This window comes from Candidatus Kaiserbacteria bacterium, assembly GCA_016699245.1.
In the GTDB taxonomy this organism is placed as follows: Bacteria; Patescibacteriota; Minisyncoccia; order Phycocordibacterales; family UBA918; genus Damh-18.
Genome location: CP064968.1, coordinates 951,451 through 972,595, shown reverse-complemented (window position 1 = coordinate 972,595; position 21,145 = coordinate 951,451). Strand labels below are relative to the sequence as shown.

General features: G+C 47.4%; 26 protein-coding genes, 1 tRNA gene, 2 rRNA genes and 1 pseudogene. 3 read left to right on the top strand and 27 right to left on the bottom strand.

Annotation, left to right across the window (positions count from 1 at the left end; genetic code table 11):
• Positions 1-25: 25 nt before the first annotated feature.
• Positions 26-463, bottom strand: coding sequence for a hypothetical protein (locus IPH92_05020; protein QQR64883.1), 438 nt, complete (start codon positions 461-463; stop codon positions 26-28).
• Between the two features lie 492 nt (positions 464-955).
• Between IPH92_05020 and IPH92_05015 the strand changes: the two genes are divergently transcribed.
• Positions 956-1,654: a UMP kinase gene (locus tag IPH92_05015; GenBank protein QQR64882.1), complete on the top strand. Its 699-nt coding sequence runs from the start codon at positions 956-958 to the stop codon at positions 1,652-1,654.
• A gap of 64 nt (positions 1,655-1,718) precedes the next feature.
• Here the strand turns inward: IPH92_05015 and IPH92_05010 are convergent, their stop codons facing one another.
• From IPH92_05010 to IPH92_04925, 18 genes and pseudogenes are all read right to left on the bottom strand, one after another.
• Positions 1,719-2,573 (bottom strand): hypothetical protein, encoded by an 855-nt coding sequence (locus IPH92_05010; GenBank protein ID QQR64881.1) that lies wholly within the window; start codon positions 2,571-2,573, stop codon positions 1,719-1,721.
• A gap of 101 nt (positions 2,574-2,674) precedes the next feature.
• Positions 2,675-3,265 carry a hypothetical protein gene (locus tag IPH92_05005; protein ID QQR64880.1) on the bottom strand — a complete coding sequence of 197 codons (591 nt, stop codon included), beginning with the start codon at positions 3,263-3,265 and terminating at the stop codon, positions 2,675-2,677.
• A gap of 35 nt (positions 3,266-3,300) precedes the next feature.
• Positions 3,301-3,543 carry a hypothetical protein gene (locus IPH92_05000; protein ID QQR64879.1) on the bottom strand — a complete coding sequence of 81 codons (243 nt, stop codon included), beginning with the start codon at positions 3,541-3,543 and terminating at the stop codon, positions 3,301-3,303.
• Between the two features lie 381 nt (positions 3,544-3,924).
• Entirely contained in the window at positions 3,925-4,380 is a 456-nt protein-coding gene (locus IPH92_04995) for a hypothetical protein (GenBank protein QQR64878.1), read from the bottom strand.
• Positions 4,329-4,676: a hypothetical protein gene (locus IPH92_04990; protein QQR64877.1), complete on the bottom strand. Its 348-nt coding sequence runs from the start codon at positions 4,674-4,676 to the stop codon at positions 4,329-4,331. Before IPH92_04990 ends, IPH92_04995 begins: the two co-directional genes overlap by 52 nt.
• A 10-nt stretch (positions 4,677-4,686) precedes the next feature.
• Entirely contained in the window at positions 4,687-5,307 is a 621-nt protein-coding gene (locus IPH92_04985) for a hypothetical protein (protein ID QQR64876.1), read from the bottom strand.
• 103 nt (positions 5,308-5,410) lie between these two features.
• Positions 5,411-5,983 carry an AAA family ATPase gene (locus tag IPH92_04980; GenBank protein ID QQR64875.1) on the bottom strand — a complete coding sequence of 191 codons (573 nt, stop codon included), beginning with the start codon at positions 5,981-5,983 and terminating at the stop codon, positions 5,411-5,413.
• Entirely contained in the window at positions 5,964-6,860 is an 897-nt protein-coding gene (locus tag IPH92_04975) for a protein translocase subunit SecF (protein QQR64874.1), read from the bottom strand. The genes IPH92_04980 and IPH92_04975 overlap by 20 nt, the downstream gene beginning before the upstream one ends.
• 4 nt (positions 6,861-6,864) lie before the next feature.
• A complete protein-coding gene (locus tag IPH92_04970; GenBank protein ID QQR64873.1) occupies positions 6,865-7,473 on the bottom strand; it encodes a SecD/SecF family protein translocase subunit in 609 nt (202 codons plus the stop codon).
• Positions 7,461-7,766, bottom strand: coding sequence for a hypothetical protein (locus tag IPH92_04965; protein QQR64872.1), 306 nt, complete (start codon positions 7,764-7,766; stop codon positions 7,461-7,463). Before IPH92_04965 ends, IPH92_04970 begins: the two co-directional genes overlap by 13 nt.
• Positions 7,744-8,094 (bottom strand): hypothetical protein, encoded by a 351-nt coding sequence (locus IPH92_04960; protein QQR64871.1) that lies wholly within the window; start codon positions 8,092-8,094, stop codon positions 7,744-7,746. The genes IPH92_04965 and IPH92_04960 overlap by 23 nt, the downstream gene beginning before the upstream one ends.
• 189 nt (positions 8,095-8,283) lie before the next feature.
• Positions 8,284-9,087, bottom strand: coding sequence for a bifunctional 5,10-methylenetetrahydrofolate dehydrogenase/5,10-methenyltetrahydrofolate cyclohydrolase (locus IPH92_04955; protein QQR64870.1), 804 nt, complete (start codon positions 9,085-9,087; stop codon positions 8,284-8,286).
• Between the two features lie 56 nt (positions 9,088-9,143).
• Entirely contained in the window at positions 9,144-9,536 is a 393-nt protein-coding gene (locus tag IPH92_04950) for an NAD-dependent epimerase/dehydratase family protein (protein QQR64869.1), read from the bottom strand.
• Complete coding sequence (locus tag IPH92_04945; protein QQR64868.1) at positions 9,488-9,709, bottom strand: NAD-dependent epimerase/dehydratase family protein; 222 nt, start codon at positions 9,707-9,709, stop codon at positions 9,488-9,490. Before IPH92_04945 ends, IPH92_04950 begins: the two co-directional genes overlap by 49 nt.
• An 8-nt stretch (positions 9,710-9,717) precedes the next feature.
• Entirely contained in the window at positions 9,718-9,885 is a 168-nt protein-coding gene (locus tag IPH92_04940; GenBank protein ID QQR64867.1) for a GDP-mannose 4,6-dehydratase, read from the bottom strand.
• Positions 9,878-10,042 carry an NAD-dependent epimerase/dehydratase family protein gene (locus tag IPH92_04935; protein ID QQR64866.1) on the bottom strand — a complete coding sequence of 55 codons (165 nt, stop codon included), beginning with the start codon at positions 10,040-10,042 and terminating at the stop codon, positions 9,878-9,880. Before IPH92_04935 ends, IPH92_04940 begins: the two co-directional genes overlap by 8 nt.
• Before the next feature lie 130 nt (positions 10,043-10,172).
• Positions 10,173-10,936, bottom strand: a pseudogene (locus IPH92_04930) (sugar transferase).
• 89 nt (positions 10,937-11,025) lie between these two features.
• Complete coding sequence (locus IPH92_04925) at positions 11,026-11,442, bottom strand: hypothetical protein (protein QQR64865.1); 417 nt, start codon at positions 11,440-11,442, stop codon at positions 11,026-11,028.
• A gap of 193 nt (positions 11,443-11,635) precedes the next feature.
• Between IPH92_04925 and IPH92_04920 the strand changes: the two genes are divergently transcribed.
• Positions 11,636-11,797, top strand: a complete 162-nt coding sequence (locus tag IPH92_04920) for a hypothetical protein (protein QQR64864.1) — start codon at positions 11,636-11,638, stop codon at positions 11,795-11,797.
• Positions 11,798-11,816: 19 nt separating this feature from the next.
• Complete coding sequence (locus IPH92_04915) at positions 11,817-12,866, top strand: glycosyltransferase (GenBank protein ID QQR64863.1); 1,050 nt, start codon at positions 11,817-11,819, stop codon at positions 12,864-12,866.
• 27 nt (positions 12,867-12,893) lie between these two features.
• Here the strand turns inward: IPH92_04915 and IPH92_04910 are convergent, their stop codons facing one another.
• From IPH92_04910 to IPH92_04875, 8 genes are all read right to left on the bottom strand, one after another.
• On the bottom strand, positions 12,894-13,358 hold the full coding sequence (locus IPH92_04910; GenBank protein ID QQR64862.1) for an FtsW/RodA/SpoVE family cell cycle protein: 465 nt from the start codon (positions 13,356-13,358) through the stop codon (positions 12,894-12,896).
• 4 nt (positions 13,359-13,362) lie between these two features.
• Positions 13,363-13,806: an FtsW/RodA/SpoVE family cell cycle protein gene (locus IPH92_04905; GenBank protein QQR64861.1), complete on the bottom strand. Its 444-nt coding sequence runs from the start codon at positions 13,804-13,806 to the stop codon at positions 13,363-13,365.
• Entirely contained in the window at positions 13,695-13,940 is a 246-nt protein-coding gene (locus tag IPH92_04900; GenBank protein ID QQR65459.1) for a hypothetical protein, read from the bottom strand. Before IPH92_04900 ends, IPH92_04905 begins: the two co-directional genes overlap by 112 nt.
• 43 nt (positions 13,941-13,983) lie before the next feature.
• Positions 13,984-14,493 carry a VWA domain-containing protein gene (locus IPH92_04895; protein ID QQR64860.1) on the bottom strand — a complete coding sequence of 170 codons (510 nt, stop codon included), beginning with the start codon at positions 14,491-14,493 and terminating at the stop codon, positions 13,984-13,986.
• Positions 14,427-15,350 carry a hypothetical protein gene (locus IPH92_04890; GenBank protein QQR64859.1) on the bottom strand — a complete coding sequence of 308 codons (924 nt, stop codon included), beginning with the start codon at positions 15,348-15,350 and terminating at the stop codon, positions 14,427-14,429. The genes IPH92_04895 and IPH92_04890 overlap by 67 nt, the downstream gene beginning before the upstream one ends.
• A 109-nt stretch (positions 15,351-15,459) precedes the next feature.
• Positions 15,460-15,567 (bottom strand): 5S ribosomal RNA (rrf, locus tag IPH92_04885).
• Positions 15,568-15,613: 46 nt separating this feature from the next.
• A tRNA-Asn gene (locus IPH92_04880) sits at positions 15,614-15,691 on the bottom strand.
• A gap of 258 nt (positions 15,692-15,949) precedes the next feature.
• A 23S ribosomal RNA gene (locus tag IPH92_04875) occupies positions 15,950-20,241 on the bottom strand.
• Between the last annotated feature and the right edge of the window lie 904 nt (positions 20,242-21,145).

Sequence of the window (21,145 nt, the reverse complement as noted above, 5' to 3'; positions counted from 1 at the left end):
TCCCCCCGAGAACAGAGCCGACAGGCTACTTGTTGCTCAGAGTCTTTTGGACCCCGAAGGTGACGTTGCCAAAGGCAGATCCTTTGTTCTCCGCAATCGCGGGAACTCCGGAATGTGTGGAAAGCGCACCTGCGCTCGCCTTGACATGTTCGCCGGCGTAGCCGTTGAACTTGAACTTGCCGGACTGGCAATCAATCCCGCAGAGGTTTCCCGCTGCGTCAACAGTGACGTCAACGCCACCGTAGCCATTTTTTTCGACCCTTGCATATCCGTCATTGCCCTGAAATACTGCACCGCCCATGCCGCCAAAGTTGGAAGCACCACCAACCATGAAGGTTGTCGTTTGGGTGGGTGCCGGAGGCGGAGGCGTAACGCAGCCACTGACGCAGGTTGCGAAGGCGGAGGTGACAAAACAAAGGCCGATGGCAATCGTAATAACTGCCGATTTGATGAACGATTTCATGGTAACTCTCCTTGAAATAACAACAAGTTGGATTATATCGGTGCAAATCTGCGCCGAAAAGAGTGCCCCGCCGAAACGGGGACCGGGAAATAATACTTTCCCCGCTCCAACAGAACTGGCAGTAGTATACACGCATTTAAATATTTGTCAAGCACTTAGAAACGGCTCTGCATCAAGACTTAATTCAACACCCTCCGTATCAAGGCGACGCCTTGATACTTACTTAATTTGTTATCGCGCTAACTTCTCGATTCTTAAAACATAAAAAAACTTGCCATGGGCAAGTTTTTAGGAATTGGGTGGTCAAAGTGACCAAAGGGGGTGGTCTTGGGAGACCGAAGGAACAGGTGTCGGCGCGTTGCTGACTTACATATAATACCAGAAGCAATTTTTAATGCAAGTACCACACGTGTGCGCTGTGGATAACTTTTCACCATTCCCTTTGGAGTTAGGGGTGGTGTCTTACCCAAAAGCGCGATACACTCTAGCGTAATGCACATACACGAAACAGTAGTGATGTCAGTCGGTGGGTCACTCATTGTACCCGATGCAATTGACACCCATTTTTTAATCGAACTCCGGAATCTCATAGAACGACAAATCACCGTCCACAAGCGACGGTTTATTATTATCGCAGGAGGAGGAAGAACAGCGCGCCGCTACCAAGATGCAGCAGCAAAAGTCTCTGAGCTCGACCCCGAAGACCTCGACTGGATGGGTATACACGCAACGCGCTTGAATGGCCATCTCCTCCGCACTATCTTTCGCGATGTAGCACATCCCGTCATGATTACCAATCCTGATGAAATTATGGACGTCCCCAAGGGTACACCGCTTATCATTGCCGCAGGGTATCGCCCCGGAGCGTCCACAGACCTTCGTGCGGTACAAATTGCTTCAAATATCCATGCTCATAAAGTAATGAATCTTTCCAACATTGATTATGTGTACACCGAAGACCCGAGGAAAAATCCCGCTGCAGAAAAAATAGAGTCTATTCGATGGGCCGACTTTATGCGTCTCATCCCCACCGAATGGAACCCGGGGCTCTCTTCCCCTTTTGACCCTGTAGCGGCACGTGCTGCTGAAGCACATGACATCGAGGTTGCTATCATCAATGGAAAAAGGATCAACGAAATTGAAAACTACCTTGAGAAAAGAGCATTCGTAGGAACACTCATCCACGCATAGCTATATAAAATCCCTTCACAAAAATGCAATTTTTGTGAAGGGATTTTCTTATAATAATTCGCCTCTAGCGCTTTGTTGCCTGGTAGTATGTCTCAATCTTTCGAATAAGATTATTACCGGGTATTTCATTTCCTCTCTCTGCATACGCCATGCTTGCACGCTCGAGATACTCCTTCATATTTTCAGCGGGCATTGGCGCTACATTCATTGGTGGTTTTTCCACTGTCTCTACGAGTTTTTTAAGTTCATACATCAATCGATCAGGGTTTTCGTTCTGAAACTGTGGCCCACGAGTAAGTAAATCCGTCACACGCACTTCACCTGTAGTCGCCCATTTTTCGCCAAAAAGATTCTTGAAATGGCCTTCCACGATACCTGCTTTTACTGCATCTTGTGCGTTTGCCCGAGGATATAGTTTCATCCACCTCTCCGTATTTTCAGTAGCGTCCTTATAAATCAGTGTGCGAAGATTTAATTGTTCACTTGCGTTTGTAGGGTCAGGGAAATAATCATCTTTTGAAGAAGGATTAAATACAATTGAATCTTCAGGTACTTTTACTGTTACTCTTCCTGTTTCCTCTACTACCTTCGCCGCCTCTTCCACTCGTGTAGCTGCGTCATCGATAACAGACTGATGACTCTCTATTATTTTATGCAGTGCTTCGATATTTATAGTCTCGTCCGCGTAGATAAGGTTTGGGTTTTCGCTTCGCACACCAATACTTCTAAGTTCTTCAGGAGAAAGTTCACGTAAGATATTGGCGATAGCGGTATTTTGTTCCTTACCTGCACCAAGTTCCTGTATCTCAGACAGTTGTTCTTTCATAATCTTTGTAAGGGTATCTCCTGGACGAATGGTATATGATTCCAACTTTGGCACCTCTGGTACTTCAGCAACTTTTGGAATTGCAGTTTCCATAGGTAATGGTGCGTTCCCTGGAGCAGTGGTTGTTGAATCAGCACTTGCACGCGCGGCTTCATCGGGGGTGAGGAGTGGTCCGTCGTGAGCGGTGATTCCTTTTACACCCTGAGCACCTCCGAGGTTCGCACTTTTTCTTCCAATCCCAACTCTTGTATCTCACGCGCGAGGAGACCACCGGCCGCAGCAAACCCTCCTGCACGAAGTGCATTCCATGATGCATCTTTTACTTGCCGTGCACGGCGCTTGTTTTGCAGTGTATTTTCTTTCTGAAATAAGATTTTTCCGAGCCGATCTTCAAGCACACTCATCTTTGGTACATGACGGTCGGCAACTACCATTTGCGCCAACGCAAGAGTTTCATAGAGTTTTGCCATTTGGACGGCTCGCTCTTCTTTGTTTCCAAAACTAATGCGATTGAGCCGTTGCTTGTCTTCCACATAGGATGCACGCACTTTGATACGGTCGACCAGAGTACTCATTTTCTTTTTATACTCCGGTGTCTCTTGCTGTGTTTCTTCTACTTGCACAAGTATCTGGTATTCATCAATCAGCTTTTGCAATTTTTGTGTAGCGCCCACTTCACGCTTTTCACCGCCAATATCAATAGACATTTCTGCACTCACGATATTAAGTGCTTCATCTGAAGTATCCCGTGTACCCATGCGTGCTGCTCTATCGCGCTCGCGCATTTCTGCTGCACTTCTATTCCATGCACGACTACCCGCTATAGCCGCGCTCGTGACCGGCGCTGCAAAACCCCCATGACCCCCGCTAGCGCAGTACGCGACACCGCACCGAGCGCCATATAACCAAGGTTTGATGGTTTGCAGAGTGACTTGCCGATCATCTTCCACATGCTTGCGTCAGGAATATTTTTGACCGCCTCTACTGCATCGGGTGAGGTTTGCTGAAACTGAAGTGCGTAGACATTCTTGTCGATACTCACAAATCTTTCAGCAATTACCATTGGATCGATATGCAGCTTCAAGTACCCGACTCAGTTCTTTTTTCGCAGCAACGTATGTCTCTTCTATTTCTTTATATTCATTGAAGCGCTTGCGTGCCGGAGAAAAACTTTCTTTAATAAACGACATCATTTTTGATTCCTTTTCACTATGCGTCCCAATACCATCCTCTTGCCATGCCGAAGGAGTTTTGCTCAGGCGATGCGCAGCTTCATTAAGAGAGTCAAAGGCTTGTTTCCACTCCTTTCCTATTCTCGCGAGGCATGTCTAATCCCACAAAATCAATCAAAAGTTCACCATCTTCTTCATGAACCTTTGGTCCGTAGAGCGCTGCACTTTCTACGAGTCGTGAAAGTGCATCGAGTGTTGGTCCGACATCCTTTTTACTTCCGAGTTTTCCTTAATACCCTCCCATATTCGCGCAAGATGTGGTGTCTTATCACGCTCGCTGAATTCGCGGAGATTTTCAAATACCAATTTTGTTGCGCAAAAGAAAGTTTTTCACTTCCTGGAATTCGATCCCACATTTCTTTTGTGACACCAAATTCAGATGCAAGACGTTCATCAAACATCTGTGGCCGCTCGGGTGCCGGTGATGTTTCTGTGTGTTCGGGCCCTCCTTCTTCACGTATCGTTCGCGCAAGCACTTCTTCAATTTCGTCCGTAGAAATATTTCCGCTTCCAGGAATTAGTTCCCAGTTTTCATCTGTGACACCAAACGCAGACAAAACACTTTCATTAAGTTTCTTTGGTCGCTCGAGTGCCGGAGATATTTCTGCACGGAGTTCTAAGGTTTCCTCTTCTCCACCTTCTTCGCTCGCAAGAATTTCTGCACGCACAGTTGCAATCCTGCTGGCACGCTCGCGCAACATTTCATCGGTAGCATGTGCGACGTCGTCATCTTCACTTTTTCATCCTTTAGGATTTCTGAGGTGAGCGCTGCTGGTTTTTGCACTTGTTCCTTACCGATATTTGACCTCGGTGTCTCGCTGAGTATCACCGCATCTTCAATATCCGAGTCGCCTTCAACAAAGTCTTGAGTATCTGGTGCCTGGTTTTGTACTACTTCCCCGTCTAGAGTTACAGGCAGCGTATTTGCTGCCACAGCCTCTTCTGAATCTTCATTGACTGGCAAAGGTGCATCTTCACCTTACCACAGAGGCTTGTGATAATTCCTTTTTTTCTCGTTTACGATGTTTTTCACGTATGCGCTGTTCGCCTATTATTTTCCTCAACAATTCTGCTGCTTCGTCGGTAGAGTAGATATGTACCTCAGTATCGTTGGGTCGTGAAAGTTGTAACGTGTCACCTCGTTTTTCTGCAGTTCCTCTTTTCGTAATACGCACTGTAAAACCAGAGGTTTTTAATGCCTCAATAATAGGAGGCGGAGTACGTTGCCACCCTCCTTTTGATTTAAAAACTTCTAGCACACCCTTAAGTTGCTCACGAGGAATGTCATGGAATGCGGATTCTTGAACATCTGGAGTAACCTCTGCTGACTCAGCATTCTCTACAACACTCTGAGACGCAACTTCTACAGGAGTTTCTCCAGCGCTCGGGCATACTTCTTCTATAGACGATTCTACAACATTCGGAGTCGCTTCTTCTATAGAAGGCTCCGCAATCCTCAGGGACATCTCTTCCTCCGTAGGAAAACTCGTAACCGCGTCGTCTATCAGTGTATCTCCACTCTTTGAACGGCGAGTTTGTTTCTTCTTAGGATATTTTCGTTTATCAGATCCATCAAATTCACCTTGAAACTTCATAATACGCACATTGTAACACGGGAGTGTATACGAAGAGTCTAATTAGTGTGCAAAAAAAGCTCAAACAACATGATGGTCGACATCGTAAGTCGACCACATCACTTTATTGAAATACTTTCTCGATTGACGCATGTAGTTCTCCGAGGGTGCCATTGTTTTCTATGGTCACATCGGCCATCCGCATCACGGCACTAATGTTTTGTTTATTGGGGTCGTCAGAATACATTTCGCGTGCTTCTTGTGTTTGAAACTCTTCAAACGTCACTTTGTCATGTGTACTACCACGTCCACAGATGCGTGTATAGCGCATATGTTCATCTGCATCAATTGCAAGGAGTACACCGCCACGCTCCTTGAGTGCTTCTGCCTCTCCTACAGTGCGAATAGATTCTATTACTGAAGGATTACCACTTGCTTCCGCTTCCTTATAGAGTGTATCAAAGATATGTCGTGGGCCATTTTGTTCACGAAGTGAATTAGCAAACTCCACCATAGTGTCTCGGTTGATAGGGGTGATTCCCTGTTTTTCCATCTGTACAGCAAAATAACTCCGAGCGGAATAATGGGTAAAACCCTTGGTACGGACAAGATAGGAGACGACCGCGCCCTTCCCAGCTCCCAACGTTCCCGTGATGCCGATTATCATGACTATTTTTTTAGCTCTTTCTTTTTCCACTTTTCAGCATAGACGAGGAGTGGGCTTGCGAGGAACACTGAAGAATAGGTACCCGCCACCATACCAATAATAAGGGTGAGTGAGAAGTCCTTAGTAGACTCTGGCCCCACACAAAGAGTGCAACGAGCATGATGACCACGGTGACTGAGGTGTTGATAGAACGTGCCATCGTTTGCATAATACTGCGCCAGACAACATCTCCAAAAATTTCTTTTTTGCGATTTTGTACGTTGAGGTGTAAATTCTCTCTAATACGGTCAAACACCACAATAGTGTCATTAATGGAAATACCGAGTGTCGTGAGAATCGCCACAATAAAGAACACACCTACCTCTGCCCCCGCGCGTATCCAAGGATAGGCAAAGAGCCCTGTGGGAATAAGGATGTCGTGAAGAAGTGTCACAATCGCAATGACGCCATATTTCCACGAGGATACCGGCTCTGATACATGTCGAAATGCAAACGCAATAAAGGTGATGATAGAGAGAGACACGAGTACAATTGCCCACCATGACTTCTCGACAATCTCAGCACCGATGGAAGGGCCGACGGAGTTGAATTGTACTTCAGTCGCGGTACCAAAGGTATTGAGCGCACCCATGAGTGCTTCTTTTTCCTCATTCTTGAGTTCGCGCTGGCGAAGCATAAAGTCGTTATCCCCTGATGCTTGTACGCGAATTTCACCATAGTTGAGTTCTGCGAGTTTGGTATTCACCTCCTCAAGAGCAGGACGATTTTCATAGGACACTTGAAGCATTGAGCCGCCCGCCAAGTCGATACCTGGTTTTAGTCCCCACATGAGAATTGCCACTATCGAGACGAGAGAAAAGAATGCAGGAAGTATGAAGAGGAGTGATTGATTTTGTTTGATATTCATATAATTATCGTGAGGCACCTGAACTCATAAGGAATTTGCTGATTTTTCCCTCTCCACGAATCGGAAGTGCGATAAGGAGTGTACGCGATACGGTAATTGCAGAGAACATGGAGACAAGGACACCCACCGAGAACACGAGTGCGAAGCCTTTAATGAGTGCGGTACCAAACCAAAAGAGAATGACACCCACAATAATGTGTGCGATATTGGAATCCCGAATAGCGAGCCATGCACGATTAAAGCCTTCTTTGATGGCATCATCGATGTGCTTGCCTGCACGGAGTTCTTCCTTCATACGCTCAGCGATAAGCACGTTTGCATCCACGGCAAGTCCCACCGAGAGAATAAATCCGGCGATACCTGCCGCGGTGAGTACTACTGGAATGAGTTTAAAGAGCGCAAGCATAATGACCACGTACACCACGAGTGCAACCACCGCCACAACACCCGGAAGACGGTACCAGAGGATAAGGAAAATCGAAAGAATAATAAATCCAATCACGCCCGCATATACACCTGCATGGAGTGCTTCGTCACCCATGGATGAACCAATGGTCTGTGTACTCACGAGAGTAATAGGCACAGGAAGCGCACCAAAGTTTAAATTACGCACGAGTTCGCGGGCTTCATCGGGGTAAAATTTCCCGAAATGATTGCTTTGCCACCTCCAATCGCTTCATTGATAACCGGTGACGACATCACATTGCCATCAAGGAAAATAGCGAGTTGCTTGCCCACATTATCGCGCGTAATGTTTTCAAAAAGTGTTGCCCCCTCTTCATTGAAAGTAATGGAAACAATTGGCTCATTTGAAAGTCCACCCCCACTTCCTTGCCCAAACACCAACTCAGCACGCGTGAGGTAGCGTCCTGAAAGACCTGTTTCAATGTACGGGCGCAGGGACATTTTCTTCACCCGCTTCCACGGCCTTTTGTGCTTCAGTCATCGCTGCTTCGTCTATCAATTTAAATTCCAGAAGTGGTGTCTTACCAATTTCTTTAACCGCTTGATTGACGTCGGCCACACCCGGAAGTTCGACAATGAGTCGCTCGCTTTGTTTCTCTGCTACGACACTGCTTCGCTCCACCTGCACATTGGGTTCAGAGACACCAAAGACATTGATACGACGCTCAATCACCTCTCGAAGCACGTTCATGAGATCGGGCACTTCAGCAGGCTTGAGTGATGATACGTCCGCCTCGTAAACGAGATGGCTCCCCTCCTGCAAGGTCAAGGCCGAGTTTAAAGGGATATTTGGACTCCGTGTTGGTGGTTGAGGTGTACACAAAATATCCAAGCACAAGTGCACACGCGATAACCGCGATAGCACGGAAGATGCGAATGACTCCATCGGTGCCTTGAACTTTTCTTTCTCTCCGTGACTCATACAATGCGTAAGGAATAAGTGCTAATATGGAAAATACTATACCACAGACTGTCGTTTCGTGGCAGCAATCCAACACATTTCTAAGGAGTATGGCAATAGTGATAGGCCCAATGCCCCCAGGGACCGGTGTAAAGAGTGCTGCTTTATCTGCACAAGCGGGGTCAGCATCCCCACACAAGACTCCCCCTCTTCGGAGGTACCCGCATCAAGAATAATAACCCCTTCTTTCACCATATCAGGAGTAAGAAGCCCTGGCACACCTGCCCCACACACAATAATGTCTGCAACGCGAGTATAGAAGCCGATGTCTACTGTGTCTTTCGTTACTATACTCATCTGTGCTTCCTGTGCAGAAAACCAGGCATGTGCAGGAAGTCCCACAAGTTTTCCGCTCCCAATAATGGTGACGTTCTTTTTAGTTGCCGTAATGCCATGGGTCACGAGTATTTCATGGATTGCACCCACCACGGGTGAGAGGAATGTCGTGGTCTCTGGGTTGAGAGCATCGACATCGAAAGCGGGTGAAATGGCGGCGAGCACTCGAGGAGTGTCAATAGTCGCCGGAAGTGGGAGTTGCATAATGATGCCGTCGGCATGCTTCTCTGCCTCTCTGCTCGCCGCCACTATTTCCTCGGTAGTTGCAGTTGCATCAAAACGAAGCACTTCGGTAATAATCCCTACCTCAGCTGCCTTTTTTTGTTTCAATGCAAGGTAACGCTCGGTTTCGGGAGTAGGCGCGCACGAAATAACCACCAGTCGTGGAGCACGAGAAAGAAGTGATACATCAGTCCGTATTTTTGCAAACACCGCTTCAGCAATTTTTCTTCCATCAACAATCATGCGCGTAACTATAGAACGTGATGTCCGAAAAGTCACGTGCTCCTTTTAGGTCTAAGTTAGTCCAAACTTCGTTTTGAGTTCTGCAATTCCCTCTTCGAGTGAAACGGTAGGTACCCAGCCGAGAGCCTCACGGATTTTAGTAGAGTCGGAAAGTGTGTGTTTTGGCTCGAGACGTGCAGGGACATATTCAATAAGACCGCCAATAATTTTTGCAATTTCATTAATAGAGGCATTGCGACCCGCACCGACATTAAATACTTCACCTTGCCCACATCTGGATTTTGGCTTGCACGAATGACTGCATCTATCATGTCCCGCACATGCGTAAAGTCTCGCGATTGCTCTCCGTCTCCCGTGATGGTCATCGATAATCCTTCGCTTCGCAGTTTGAGGAACTTTCCTATGACGAGGGCATACGCGCCATCAGGGTCAAAGTGTGGTCCATACACATTAAAAATCGGAGTGAGACGGTCTCTATGCCATGAATCTCATTCCATAATTTCATCATGAGTTCACCCACATACTTGTGAAGACCGTACGGGCTTTTTGGCTGTGCGGGGAGTGTTTCCACAAGTGGCATGACGGTCTGATCACCGTACACAGAACTTGATGCAGCATACACAATACGCTTCACCCCGCAGCACGTGCTGCTTCAAGCACGGAGAGTGTGCCGTCGACGTTCGCGTGTTGTGTCTCAAAGGGATGTTCAATAGAAAACTGCACCCGTGGTAATGCCGCAAGATGCACCACATAGTCAACCCCTTTCATTACCTTGGTGAGTTCCGCAGTATTACACATCAAGTTTATGAAAAACCACTTCCTTCGGAAGTCTCTCTGGATTTGCTCCACTACTTAAATCATCAACAACCACTACCGCATATCCCTCCTTCACGAGGCGTTCTGAAAGATTAGTACCAATGAACCCCGCTCCGCCTGTGATGAGATATGTAGACATAAAATATTAACTATTTGAAGTTTGATTATATACTTCTTTAACACGATGACAATCAAAATAGTTTGCTCAAAATATTGAATATGGAATATGAAATATAAAAGAAATATTCTCTATTCTCTATTCTCTATTTTTACGTTCCTGTACGCATCACCAGTGTATTGATGGTCTTGAGTGCGATTTCGATATCAAGAAGAAGCGACCGATGTTTTAAGTAGTAGAGGTCGAAAGAGAGTTTATCAATGGTGCGCTCTACGTCCACCCCGCCACGCGGTACGTCAAAGTTATTGATTTGCGCCCATCCTGAAAGCCCCGGCTTCGTAAGGTGACGCATGTTGTAATACGGAATTTCTTGTGCGTACACTTCTGCAAGCGTGGGTATCTCGGGGCGTGGTCCGATAAAAGAGAGGTCCCCCGCAATATATTCCATAACTGCGGCAGTTCATCAAGTCGCGTCTTCCGGAGGATTGCGCCCACGCGAGTCGCGCGCAACGTACTCTTAAGTGCATCATCTGGATTGTCGCGTCCCGTCATGGTGCGAAATTTCAAAATACGCATGATTTTATTGTACTGTCCCACACGTTCTGCAGCGTAAAAGAATGACCCTTTGTCCTCGAGAGTAATCGCGAGCATAATGAATGGAAAGAGGAGAAGTGTAGGGACACCGAGCAGAAGTGCGCCCACCACATCTATCGTTCGTTTCAATACATCATACGCATAATGTGGTGTTCCTGCAGTTACATGCTCCAACAGCCAACTCTCTTCAATAAGTGACGGTGGTACACGATGATACAACTGCTCATACACCGCAGGTAGATTGAGAAACGTAGTGCCGGTGTTTTTGAACGTGAGTGTATAAAAGTCCGGTATAAGTTTGCTTGCATACTCGTCGCGCATATCAGCAATCACAATGTCCGCTGACCCATTTTTAACAAAACGCAACAGTGAGGAACGAAATTCCTCAAAATCAGGAATGTCATTTTTACTCAAGAGGAAGGGTTTAATATTTTTAAAAACGGACTTCGCGCAAACATGTGTGCAATCGCAAGCGCTTCCTCGCTATTTCCCACCACGAGTGCGCGCATAGGTTTTGCGGTGGTGATACGGGGATATACATAAAGCCGCCATCCAATGACAAATGCTGTGGAGATAACAAGATAAATTGCAAGATTGGTCTTTGGTTCAATCCCAAACGGAAATGCGAAGAACATCAAGGCCGCACAGAGGATATTAAAAAATTGCACTTTGAGAACGAGCGCGGGAATACTTTTGCGCACGAGCGAAATGTGCCTATCGTAGAGCCCCGGTAATAAGAAAAACAAGAATCCAGAGCACGAAAAGAACCAAAAAGGATTCAAGTGTTCACTAATAATCGCCTGCGTAGGCACTTCTTGATATCGCACAAAAGCGTGAGGATAAGCGCACTCAAAAAAGCGACCACGTCGCCTAAGACTAAAAGTAGTGTGCCCCCACGGACAAAAATATGCATGTAGGTATCATACGAGAAGACAGAGTTTTCGCAAGGTATGCTCCACGCGTACCTAAATCACCTGAACTACAGTTATCACACGAAACGTCGTACAATAGTTACATACTATGCAGAAAGAAAATCTTAAAAAAATCCTCTTTATTATCACGAAGAGTAATTTCGGAGGTGCCCAGCGCTATGTGTATGAACTCGCCACAGGCCTCTCCAAAGATGAGTTTGACGTAGTGGTCGCATTCGGTGGGAGTGGAATTTTAAAAAGAAAAACTTGAAGCAGCGCACATACGTACAGTGTCTCTCAAAACCCTCGAAAGAGATGTTCGGGTCACACAGGAACTTCATGCGTTTCGTGAGTTGTATCATCTTATAGAAAAGGAGCAGCCTGACGTCGTCCATCTCAATAGTTCAAAGGTGGGTGGAAGCGGTGCATTTATTGCCCGGCTTTGTGGTGTTAAAAACATCATCTTCACTGCACACGGCTGGCCTTTCTATGAAGACCGGAGTTTTGTGTGGCGTACACTTGTATGGTTTTTCTCATACCTCACCACCTTCCTCTCACACCACGTGATAGTGGTGTCACAACATGATTATCGTGGCGCGCGTATGCCCTTCCTTACCAAACGTATTTCGCTCATACATACCGCCCTGCCAAACATCATCTTTGAAGAACGTGTTAATGCGCGCGCCACACTCTTCCCTGCTGAGGTAATCGATGCACACCAAAATGACATCTGGCTCGTTTCTACCGGAGAGCACACGCACAACAAAAATCTCGGTGCACTCGTTTATGCGCTTTGGCAAATGAAACAACTCAGCCACACCAATCTCTTTCTTACCCTCATGAGCGATGGTGAAGAACGAACACGCCTCGAACATCTCGTGCGCATATATGGGCTAAATGAGCAGGTATTCTTTACCGGCTTTGTACCTGAGGCCCGCACATTTCTCAAAGCATTCGATGCGTTTTTACTCCCCTCATGGAAAGAAGGGTTCCCCTATGGACTTCTCGAAGCAGGCGCAGCAGAACTCCCCGTGATAGCAAGCAGTGTCGGCGGGATTCCCGAAGTAATCGAACATGAGGTGACCGGCTATCTCATTAACCCTCGCAAACCCGAGACGCTCGTTGGTGGACTAGAATTTCTTATAGAAAACCCCCACCAAAGCTCCGCGCTTGGGCCCACACCCTCCACACCCGCGTCACTACCGCCTTTCGTATCGAAACCATGCGCACGCATACGTATACCCTTTATCAAAAATAAAATAACAATCTGCATCAAGGCGACGCCTCGATGCAGAGAGATTACTCCACAAGCAACTCGCGGGCTACATATTGTTGCTTAGTGTAGCGGGCCATTGCTATTACCATTCCTACTCCGAGGAACTCGGTGAGCAAGTGTGACCCGCCATAGGAAAGGAAGGGTACCGTTGTTCCGGTGACGGGAGAAGACCAATATTCATGCCAATATGGATGAGGAAATGACTCACAAAAAGTATCGCCACACCCGTGGCAAAGAGGCGTTCAAAATTGGTTGCTCCGCGAAGCGCGTGAAAGAGCACACGCCAAATGACTATTGAAAACAAGGAGAAAAGAAGGAGTACTCCGACAAGCCCCCATTCTTCGGCATAAGCTGCAAAAATAAAGTCAGTCTCGTACTCGGGAAGGAATTGGAGTTTTGACTGGGTGCCATACCCTACCCCCCTTCCCCAAGAGTTGTCCCGAACCCACGGCAATAGTGGACTGATATGCGTTATACCCCGTACCGCGAATATCGGCGAGGGATGGAGAAACGTCATAATGCGGTCTTTTGATACTCCTGAAATCCAAAATTCCATAGTCCTAAAATGCAACGACTCCCACCATCCCCACCACGGCGAGATGCCGAAAGGAAATTCCCGCTACAAGAACCATCCCAAACCAAACAAGAAAAAGAATTGCTGCTGACCCAAAGTCGGGTTGCACGAACACACAGCCGATTATCCCCAAGGCGTATACGCCCGAGATTAATATATGTCTAAAGTCACCGATGAGTTCGTGACGTTTGGAAAAATATTTTGCCAAGACGGCGATGAGTACAAGCTTCGCGGGGTCGGATGGCTGAAGCGAAAAGAACACAAGATCAAAACGGCTCTGGGCACCCTTTACGGTCTCTCCCACAAAGAGCACGAGTATTAAAAGTGCAATAATGCCGAGATATATAAAAAAGTAGTGTTCCCCACACGTAGAAAGCGGTAGTCGGGAATAAGTGCAACAAAAAAACCAGCGAGGGCTACCCCGATCCATGCTATCTGCTTATCAAAATAAGAGTTATCTCCATCAAAGGTGTACATCGTGATAAGCCCGAGGAGCGTCAAGAAAATAACGGCGGAAATAAGCCACCAATCCATGCTTGCCACGAGTGCCCTGAAAAAACGCATACCCCATTATGAATGAGTCTTGGCCTCCTGTCCAAGACAGAATTTATTCAAAACTGGTTGATGGTTTTGCGACAATCTCAATCACGGTAGGCCCATCCTCGCAAATTGCGGTGGTAATAGTGCGGTAGATACCATCCACATCACCCGCCGTCGGTGCGATGAATGCGTGCTGTGCATCAGAAGCAATCTCTTCAAGGAATTTTTTATTGACACTTGCACCAAGGCCAACCGTAAATATATCCACTCCCTTTTTCTTTAATTCATATGCAGTGCTTGTTGCATAGCCTTCGGCATTTTTCTCTGGAGCATTGGCGAGTCCGTCAGTAAAAAGAATGGCAATTTTGCGTGAGTCGGGATTATGACGGTTTGAAAGCAATTCTTCAGAAACGCGCTTAAGTCCCTCTCCTGGATTAGTGCTACCTCGCTGCTCCTTAGGGTCAATAGTGAGTCTCTCCATAAGTGCTGCCACCGTAGGAATATCAGCACTCAACTTTGATACGAGTGATGCCCCTGTCGCAAAGGTAGCAACACCAATCTGATCGTCCTCATGCATACGGGTGACAAAGTTTTTGCTGCAGTGAGTACGGAAGTCAGTGGTTCAGGCGGATTGCCACCATCAGAGTCCATACTTCCGGAAAGATCGATTGCGAGCACCACGTCGGTAGACACATCGCAACTACGAAGCGTCTTCGCAATAGGCTGCGGCCAGGTAAAGATTACTTTTTCTGTTGTGCGACCTTGGAAATATTCCACCACCGTGCGCGCTGCGGTAAGAGGCTTACCCGAGGAGTTAAATACCGTTGCAACTATTTCTACCTCGCGCGTTTCCTCAAGGAGTGTGTTCCGTATCTGGGCCGTGAGGCGTGGTGAGTCATCAACACCGGTTAGGTCTCGCTCTTCAAGGAAAAATTCATTACGACCTATCGATGCTTTCATCCACACCACGTCATCTTCGTCTTCAAAGGTAATTGCTGCTGCGGTAGGCACCCGTGTGCCCGTCATCACACGCCCTTCAAATATGGGATATGTGCCATCGGGCGGCAGCACCGTAGTACCGCTTCGCTCCACAATAACCCCTTCCGTATCGGAAAGAGTAATGGTGTAGGGCATATTGCCGGTGCCTGTTTCCCTATTGCTGTTTTCTATGTAGGCAACCACATTGTACTGCCCATCCATAATCTTAAATGGTGCCACCCAGAGTACTTTCGGTGCAGAAATATCCATCCGACACATACGTGAACAGTCACCACCGCGATCCATGCGGCGCTCATCACCGTTTTTCGTACGGTCGCAACACGTGGTTCCTACATAGCAATACGAGCAATAGAACATTGAACCAATGAGGGCAAGAAAGATAAAGGAGCCCCCCATATACTGGATACGTCGCATCATTGCCCACCATCGAATCATAGTGTATATTGTATCAGAAAATCCCCGCGCGACCGTAGGTCGCGCGATTTTGACCATATACAAAAAAATCTCACACATTTGTGTGAGATTTTTTGTATTAAATACTCTAAGTTGGCGGTGACCTACTCTCCCTCATAAGAAGTACCATCGGTGCAGGCAGGCTTAACTTCCGTGTTCGGAATGGGAACGGGTGTACCCCCACCGCTAGACCACCAACTTACAATATTCAATATTTTCAAAACCTTTTAAGAAACTTAAAAGGTTGGTCGGGGCGGTTGGATTCGAACCAACGACCTCTGGTACAACGTACCAGCGCGCTTCCAGACTGCGCTACGCCCACGCCGTGCTCTTTCAATTGCATATTCTATAGGTATTTTCACATCACTCAAAAATTGTATTGTGTACAACATTACTCCGTATGGAGCCATGCATGGACTAGCCATGTACAGCATTCCCTGGCAACCGAGCGCGTGAACAAAATGAAAGCGAGCTTTGCTCATTTTCATTTTTGAACAAGCGAAGGTTGGTTTACAACCCGAACTATTGTTCGAACCAGAGGTACGCATGTATCACCGAATTAATATCGATGTACAGCATTCCCTACAGGAATTACGTCTGATTAGTACACCTTGGCTCAATACATTGCTGTACTTCCACCTAGTGCCTATCAACCTGATCATCTCTCAGGGGACTTAATGATTCCTCATCTTAGAGTTGGCTTCCTGCTTAGATGCTTTCAGCAGTTATCCATTCCCAACATAGCTACCCTGCGGTGCCACTGGCGTGACAGCAGGTAGACCAGAGGTCAGTTCATCCCGGTCCTCTCGTCGTGAATTTAACTGGTTAAATTTCCAATTAAACGCTTCCCCTATTTCTAGGAGCACAGACTATATCTTCACCCGTTTTAGACAGAATGTCTAAATGAGGGCGATGGCATCTTACACATACGAGCAGTCATTCTCAATGGAATGATTCCTCTACGTATGCGTCCGCGCGTCTTTCAGCGCAAGTCGTTACGGGGTCAACCTGGCACATTAAAACTAATGTGATACGGCGACTTCCCACGGTATTACCTTAAAGAGGTTTCTGGTCCTCAAGCGAATTATATCATGACTGGACCGTGCATGAATATAATTCTCGAACCAAAAACATATGAAGGCTTCACCGTTATAAGCCATATTTTCAATGTGAATCTCTTCACAAAGTAGCAAATACTTACTAGGGACAAATCTCTTCAAGAATCGACGCCTGCAGTAGATAGAGACCAACCTGTCTCACGCATCTTGTTGCTCCGATTACTCGGAGGATCGGACTATATCTTCTTCCTTGCTTCATTTCAAGGAGATTGACGTTTAGTCTCTACGGGGTCTTTGTACGCACTTTGCGATTCTTCGAGTAATTTAATTCCCGAAAAGAATCAATGAGTGCAAGCAAAACATTGAAATCATCTATAGTCTGTATAGTATCTTTAACATCAAGAATTCTAATCATAAGTTTTGCTTGTTCCTGTTTTAACACAAGATAGGGCAACACTTGGAAAAGAAAATCTCTAATTTCTTTTTGTTTTGAAATAGTATATTCATATATACCATCCTTCCTAACTCTCAACGTCCCGTACGGGATTCGTTTGCACAGTTTTGGAAACTCACCACTTTTCTTAGACTGAAAGAAAGCAACAGTTGGAGCAATTTGATAGCCATATTTATATGAACTATTTGGTTTTGCTCGTACATATATACTTCCATCTCCATCCAAAAAACCGGCAAGATAGATACTGAACGATGAATTAATTTTTTGTGTCATACAAGACTTCCCTCGGTATTATCCTAACATATGTTGGTTTAGGACTCCACCGATATAGTCAATTTTATGTGTAGAAATTACTTTCTACCACCGCCGTGAATGATGTCTTTTTGAATACTGGTCAAGTATTCTCCTCGGGTTTAGATTGGTTCAGATTCCAAAATATTTAGAATCTGAACGGTCTAAACCCAGCTCACGTAACTTTTTAAATGGCGAACAGCCATACCCTTGGGACCTGCTCCAGCCCCAGGATAAGTTGAGCCGACATCGAGGTGCCGAACCGTGCCGTCGCTATGGACGCTTGGGCACGACTAGCCTGTTATCCCCAGGGTAACTTTTGTCAGATAATCTCCGGCCGCATCTAAAGCGGACCGTCGGTTCACTATGCTCTGCTTTCGCATCTGTTTGGCACTGACGCCTCACAGTCAAGCTGGCTTATGCCATTACACTATCGGTACGGTTTCCATTCGCACCTAGCCAACCTTGAGACCCCTCCGTTACTCTTTGGGAGGGTAGCGCCCCACTAAAACTGCCTGCCACGCACTGTCTCAACACGGTTTTTCCGTGCTGGTTAGAAACTGCCAAAATAAAGGGTGCTATTTCACTGGCGACTCCATGGTACCCGAAAGCCCACTTCAAAGTCTCACACCTATACTACGCATTAATTCAACAGCCCCAATACGAAGCTACAGTAAAGCTCCTGGGGTCTTTTCGTCTAACTGCAGGTAGGGGGCATCTTCACCCCCATTGTATTTTCACCGAGCAGGTCCTTGAGACAGTTTCCCAGTCATTACGCCTTTCGTGCACGTCGGAACTTACCCGACAAGGAATTGCGCTCTTCTATTCCAATTCTTTTGCAGAAGGACTCTATCTTCACCCTCTCTTACGAGGTCGGGTGTGCAACATTTGGTCTCTTGTTGGTTGCATTGTGGACTATACGTACATTACTGCACGTAAGGTAGCTGTGGCTTGTTCTGTTTACACCTATAATCGTTCCAGTCCTATCGGCGCATTTTCCCGGAGGAAAATGCGCCGAACCTTAGAACGATTATAGTTATCGCTGACATTGACCGGGGCTTATATAGTCCAGCCTTACAGATTACTCCATAAGACCCCCCATATTTAACCTTCCGGCATTGGTCAGGCGTCACCCTCTATACATGGACTTACGTCTTCGCAGAGAGCTGTGTTTTTGTTAAACAGTTGCCAGGAAATCTTTCGCTGCGGCCCCAACGTATTGCTACGCAGGGCAGGCCTTATCCCGAAGTTACGGCCGCTTTTTTGCCGAGTTCCTTAAGGACCCCTCACTCGTTCGCCTTGGTCTTCTCGACCCTACCACCTGTGTCGGTTTGCGGTACGGAACCGTTACGTTTATGCTTAGAAGTTTTTCTAGAAAGCGTGCTCCCCTCATTCGCTCGGCCGTAGCCTCACGTTCAGACCCTACTCGGATTATATCTGGCGGATTTGCCTACCAGACGTCCTCGTAGTTCCAGCACCAATCCAATAAGATGCTTTGGGTACAACGCTCCGTCCCTCCATCGCAACGTAACAGTGTGCAGGAATATTAACCTGCTATCCATCGCCTCCCCCTGTCGGGATCGGCTTAGGACCGACTAACCCTTCGCTGATCATCATAGCGAAGGAAACCTCGGTATTTCGGCGGACGGGGTTCTCACCCGTCTTGCGGTTACTTGTGCCGGCATTCTCACTTCTGTACGCTCCACCGTGGTTCACACCTTGGCTTCATCGCAGAACAGAACGCTCTCCTACCACGCCACATATCCGAAGAAATGTGACATCCGCAGTTTCGGTAATATACTTGAGCCCCGATCATCTTCGGCGCAAGGACTCTCGATCAGTGAGCTGTTACGCTTTCTTTAAATGATGGCTGCTTCTAAGCCAACATCCTGACTGTTGATGAATCCTCACCTCCTCAAGACGCACTGAGTATATATTTAGGGACCTTAACTGGCGGTCTGGGCTGTTTCCCTTTCGACCAACGGAGCTTCTCCCCCGTAGTCTAACTGCCGCGCTCTAACTGCCTGGTATTCGTAGTTTGATAGGTTTAACGAGATTTCTCCCTATTTAAACCTTCCAGTGCTCTACCCCCAGGAGGAACACGCGACGCCAACCCTAAAGCTGTTTCGGAGAGAACCAGCTATTACGGAATTCGATTAGCTTTTCACTCCCTACCACATGTCATCCGATGGTTTTGAACGGCCAACCGGTTCGGGCCTCCACGAAGTTTTACCTTCGCTTCACCCTGCACATGGCAAGCTCATCCCGCTTCGGGTCGTATCCGTACTCTATATTCGCGCTATTCACGCTCGCTTTCACTAGGCCTCCACGGGGTTACCGCTTAGACAAAGAATACAGATACACTCGCCGGCTCATTCTTCAATAGGCACGCCGTCGCCCCGCAGGGCTTCGACTCCTTGTAGATGTATGGTTTCAGTTCTATTTCACTCCCCTCTCCGGGGTTCTTTTCACCTTTCCCTCACGGTACTTGTTCACTATCGGTCTTCAAAGATATTTAGCCTTACCAGTTAGTTCTGGCAGATTCATTCGGGCTATTCGTGTCCCGAACTACTCAGGAACAGAAACAAAAGAGTTGATGCAATTTCACATACAGGACTATTACCTACTGGGGTCGCGCTTCCCAACGCGTTTTGTTATCACACCAATTTGTAACTCTTCTCAACTAAATGACGTCTCTGCCCTACAACCCCATTCATGTAAACACGAATGGTTTGGGCTCATCCCGTTTCGCTCGCCGCTACTCAGGGGATCGCGAGGACCTTCTTCCTGGTCGTAATGGTAAATCGCGTGAATAAATCCACTCGATTTTCCAACCAGAAAGAAAGTCCCGTTTTTTGCTTTCTTTTCCTCCAGCTACTGTGATGTTTCACTTCACTGGGTACGCTCCCTCATACAAGGGTACCTGCCGTAAGCAGGTGAGTTTCCTCATTCGGACATCTCCGGTTATAACGATTGTTTGGCATCTTACCGGAGCTTAACGCAGCCATACCACGTCCTTCATCGCTCTTTGAAGCCTAGGCATCCACCATACACCCTTAACATTCCTGTAAGGAATGCTGTACACCGCTTAATGGGTATCTAACATTATCTCCTTGGAATGTTCGCTCGCTCGATCATACGAAAGTAAACTTTCGTGCGATTCTCGCTCGCTCCATTCGAAGGAATGCTATACACCGCTTTCGCAGTCTTGCATTCACTTAGTTGAACGCTGTACACCGCTGTACAATTTTTGAGTGTGCGTATCAGAGATACATACTCTGACACGACTTAATGTGTTGTGTATGTTGCGGACGAAAAGACCCGTGCAATGCACAATTGTCTTTACGCAACATACGCTTACCTGTTGTTCTCAATATCCGAAGATATTGAGAACACGCCTATGTGTGTCGAGCACATAGGTCTTTCGAAACGAGGCCTTATCAACCTCGTCTCTAGAATATGCAATTTTCAAAAATCTTGCGTTTCACTTGAATACTTTTCCAAAACTCTTCCGAAGTTTTTTGACTAAAAAAACCGCGCATGCGGTCAAACTCGCTAGGCGATGTCTGTCCGCTACTGGGTCTTTCTGGTAATACTCATAAACACGTAGGCGCCATTATATATGAATCCGTTACAGAGTCAAGCATTTAGAGGTGGATGCGGGTTGGGTGCCCTCTCTGCGCAAAAAAGCACCGCATTGCCCCCCCCCCCCCCTCCCCCCCTTCCTCCCCCTCTCCTCCCCCCCCCCCCCCCCCCCCCCCCCCCCCCCCCCCCCTCGCCCCCCCCCCCCCCCCGCCGCCCCCCGCCCCCCCCCCCGCTCCCGCTCGTCCCCTCCGGCGCCCCCCCGCCCCCCCCCCCCCCCCCCCCCCCCCCCCCCCCCCCCCTTCCCTCCCCCCCGCTCCCCCTCGTCCGGGGGCTCCGGGGGTGGCGCGGGCGCGCTCCCCCCCTCCCGCCTTTCCCGCCCTCCTCCTCCT